The sequence below is a fragment of the Kitasatospora sp. NPDC004799 genome, assembly GCF_040609095.1.
Classification (GTDB): Bacteria; Actinomycetota; Actinomycetes; order Streptomycetales; family Streptomycetaceae; genus Kitasatospora.
Genome location: NZ_JBEXJK010000610.1, coordinates 1 through 3,383 on the forward strand (window position 1 = coordinate 1; position 3,383 = coordinate 3,383).

The following is a 3,383-nucleotide window of genomic DNA, read 5'->3' on the forward strand; positions in this document are numbered from 1 at the left end:
CGAACCACGCGGCCCCATCGAGACCGAAGCAGCCCGCCGCCTCGCCGACGACCTCAAGCACCAGTAGTCACCCGATTACCCAACACTCTCTCAGCCGGCCCCGGTGGCCTCGCGGTCTTCCCCGACCCTCTGCTCGAAGCATCGCCGCAGGTCAGCGGCGTGTGATTGCTGTCAAACCACTGGCATGGCGCCCAGCCCGCCCGTTCGCCGGGAGCGCGCCTCGAGCAGCCGCCTCGGGAAGACGACGGAGGTGACAGGTTCCCATGATCGTGCCCCGGCCGCCTTGCCATCAAGTTCCCAACTCACCGTGGCCCTCTTGGGAGTTGGGTGCGTCCCGCCTAGGATTCCCGGCAGGGGCGCCCCGGCCCGACCGGGTGGCGCGCGCACCGCCCGTCCCGCAACGTGCGCGGCCGAGAAGGAGGTTGACCCCACCATGGCGGTTCTTCCGGGTGCGTGCGGCTGCGGGGTGACCGTGCTGCTCACCGGCCTGCCGAGCGCCGGCAAGTCGACGATCGCGGGGGTGGTCGCCGAGCGCCTGCGCGGCGACGGGTACCGCGTCGAGGTCCTGGACGGCGACGTCATGCGCGCGACGCTGTCGGCGGACCTCGGCTTCACGCCCGCGGACCGGCACGAGAACCTGCGGCGCATCGGGGTGATGGCGGAGGTCCTCGCCCGCAACGGGGTGATCGTCCTGATGCCCGTCATCGCGCCGTACGCGGGCGACCGCGACGACCTCCGCCGGCAGCACGCCAAAAGCGGCACCGCCTTCCTGGAGGTCCACGTGGCGACACCGGTCGAGGTGTGCGCGGCCCGGGACGTGAAGGGGCTGTACGCGCGGCAGCGGGCCGGTGACCTGAAGGGGCTCAGCGGCGTCGACGATCCGTACGAGCCGCCCGTGGAGCCGGACCTGACGATCCCGGCCGGCCGCCAGTCGGCCGACGAGTCGGGCGCGCTGCTGCTGGACCTGCTCGTCGCGAAGCGGTTCGTCGTCCGAGAGACCGCCCTCTGAGAGTCCGTCGCCCGAGAGACCGCCGCCTGAGAGTCCGCCGTCCGCGAATCCGTCGTCCGAGAAGGAGAGAGGCGTGCCCCGGAGTTCCGACCTACCCGACGTGCCGACCGCGCCCGACGTGCCCGACCTGCCCGGCCTGGCCGAAGCCGGCTACCTGCCCACCCGCGTCGACCCGGCCGCCGGCCTCGTACACCTCACCAGGCTGGCCCACCAGGACTTCCGGGAGGTCTGGTACGACGACACCGTGGCCGCGGCCGGTGCCGGTGACGAGCAGGCCGTCGCCTTCTCCGCCTTCGTCGACGCGTACGCCGACCGGCGGCCCGGCGACCACCTGCGGGTGATCGCCCACACCTCGCGGTGCGGGTCGACGCTGCTGGCCAACCTGCTGACCCTGCGCACGACCACCATGGTCCTCAAGGAACCGGACTTCGTCACCGTCCCCGCCCGGGCGATCGCCCTGGCCGCGGACGAGGCCGAGGCCAGGGCGTTCGAGTCCCTGCTGACGGCCCTGCTGAACTACACCTGCCACGCGGCGGCCGCGGCCGGCCGCGAGCCGGTCGTCAAGATCACCAGCTGGACCGTGCCCCTGGTGACCACCGCCCTGGCCGACAGCGAGTCCACCTCGTGGCTGTTCCTGTGGCGCGAGCCCGACAAGGTGGTCGCCTCCAACATGGCCACGCCCTCGACCTGGGGCCGGGACACCGAGAACGGCCGGGCCGCCCGGCGGCTCGCGGCGCGCGACGGTGCCGGCGGTGCCTGCGGTGCCGGCGGTCCCGACGGGGACACCGCCGGGTTCTACGCGGACACCTGGCGCCGGACCGTGGACAGCTTCCTGTCGGCCGACGAGGGGCTGCGCTGGCGCGCGCTGGACTACCGGGACCTGGTGGCCGACAAAAGCGCCTGCCTGCTGGCGACCGAGGACTGGTTCGTCGTCGCGCCGGACGCCCTGCTGCCGCCGGGGTTCGAGGAGGAGAGCCGGCGGTACTCCAAGGGCGGGCGGGCGGAGGTCTTCGACCCGGCCTCGGCCCACCTGCGCAGCCCGCTGGAGCCGGCCGCCGCGCAACGGGTCCGCGCCGTCACGGAGCAGGCGCTGACGGCCTTGCGCGCGCGCAGTCGACACCAACTCCTGTGACGACGAAGAGACTTCACCGAGCCGAGGCGTCGAAGGCGAGGATCCGTTCGACGTCCCGGACGTGGTGGAAGGCGTCGTGCGCGTTGTTGCGCGCGACGTCCTGCGCCCGCTGCACTCCCCTGGCCGCGTGGAGCAGCACGACGTCCCGCTCCAGGGCGGCGAGCACCGCCTCCGTCCAGGCCGTCGCCGCTCGCTCCAGCGACCACAGCGCGGCGGCCGGCTCGATCCGGTGGTAGCGGCGGGCCTGCGCGAGGAGGTCGGGGTCGTAGCCGGGCACCGGCACCTCCCGGCCCAGCCGCAGGCCGGCCCCGAGCCCCTCGGCCCAGGCCCGCAGGTTGTCCGCCACGTGGCAGACGTAGGCCGTGGCGCCCCAGGACAGCTCGGGGTGGCGCTCGTCGCCGGTGCATCCCTCGAGCAGCTCGCGGAAGCGGGCGGGGAGGGTGCCGAGGAACCGGACCGCCTCGTGCGGGGTCAGCGACCAGGCGTAGCCGCAGCCCGCGCACGGGTCGCCGTAGAGGTCCGCGCCCCAGCGTTCCACCGGGACACCGCCGTCCGCCGTGGGCTCGGTGCGCACGGTCACAGCCAGCTGGAGCGGACGAGTCCCGGCACGGGGACCTCCGGGGGGCGGTTGAGCTCGCCGGCGCGCACCCTGGCCAGGAGGCGCCGGGTGGCGTCGAGGATCTCCGGCGTGGCCAGCCGGATGCCGGTGAGGTCGTCGGGGCCGGCCGTGTCGGCGGGGACGCCGGCCTCGCTCAGCACACCCGGCAGGTCCAGCAGCTTCTTCTCCAGCCAGGCCAGCGGATCCGCGGACAGCTCCTCGTCGAACCGGCGCGCGCTCTCGTCCCAGCCCTGGAAGGTCGGGTGGTAGTGCGTCCGGTCGAAGCTGCCCGGCTCCCGGTCCACCGTCTCCAGCAGGTCGACCCGCCAGATCGCCTGCTCGACGGAGATCGGGCGGGCGGAGTAGACCGAGCCGCGCAGCTCTTCGGCCTTGATGCGGCGCAGCTCCAGCCGGACTCCGCGCTCCGGTCCTTCCTGGCCGAGCGGGGGGTTCGGGTGCTGGAAGTACAGGTCGCCGGCGAGGACGGCCAGCCGGTCGAAGCCGAAGGCGTAGAGCATCGGGAACAGCCTCTCGAGGGCGGCGGGTGGGGGGGGGGGGCGGGGGGGGGCCGCCCGCCACCGCCCGGGGGGTGAGTTGGGGGGGTGGCGCCCGGGGGGGTTGAGGGGGGGGGGCTTGTGGAGGAA

4 protein-coding genes are annotated in these 3,383 nt (G+C 74.1%); 2 read left to right on the forward strand and 2 right to left on the reverse strand.

The window, feature by feature from the left end:
• Nucleotides 1-433 precede the first annotated feature (433 nt).
• Nucleotides 434-1,009, forward strand: coding sequence for an adenylyl-sulfate kinase (gene cysC / locus ABZW03_RS38830; RefSeq protein WP_355269289.1), 576 nt, complete (start codon nt 434-436; stop codon nt 1,007-1,009).
• A 73-nt stretch (nt 1,010-1,082) separates the two neighbouring features.
• Nucleotides 1,083-2,141, forward strand: a complete 1,059-nt coding sequence (locus ABZW03_RS38835; RefSeq protein WP_355269291.1) for a hypothetical protein — start codon at nt 1,083-1,085, stop codon at nt 2,139-2,141.
• A 13-nt stretch (nt 2,142-2,154) separates the two neighbouring features.
• Here ABZW03_RS38835 and ABZW03_RS38840 read toward each other — a convergent pair whose 3' ends face one another.
• Both ABZW03_RS38840 and ABZW03_RS38845 read right to left on the reverse strand, forming a co-directional pair.
• On the reverse strand, nt 2,155-2,715 hold the full coding sequence (locus tag ABZW03_RS38840; protein WP_355269293.1) for a hypothetical protein: 561 nt from the start codon (nt 2,713-2,715) through the stop codon (nt 2,155-2,157).
• A 2-nt stretch (nt 2,716-2,717) separates the two neighbouring features.
• Nucleotides 2,718-3,257, reverse strand: coding sequence for a hypothetical protein (locus tag ABZW03_RS38845; RefSeq protein WP_355269295.1), 540 nt, complete (start codon nt 3,255-3,257; stop codon nt 2,718-2,720).
• Between the last annotated feature and the right edge of the window lie 126 nt (nt 3,258-3,383).

Bases quoted from the DNA above. Each gene is read 5' to 3' on its own strand.
- cysC (WP_355269289.1), top strand. From the start codon at position 434: ATGGCGGTTCTTCCGGGTGCGTGCGGCTGCGGGGTGACCGTGCTGCTC.
- ABZW03_RS38845 (WP_355269295.1), bottom strand. From the start codon at position 3,257: ATGCTCTACGCCTTCGGCTTCGACCGGCTGGCCGTCCTCGCCGGCGAC.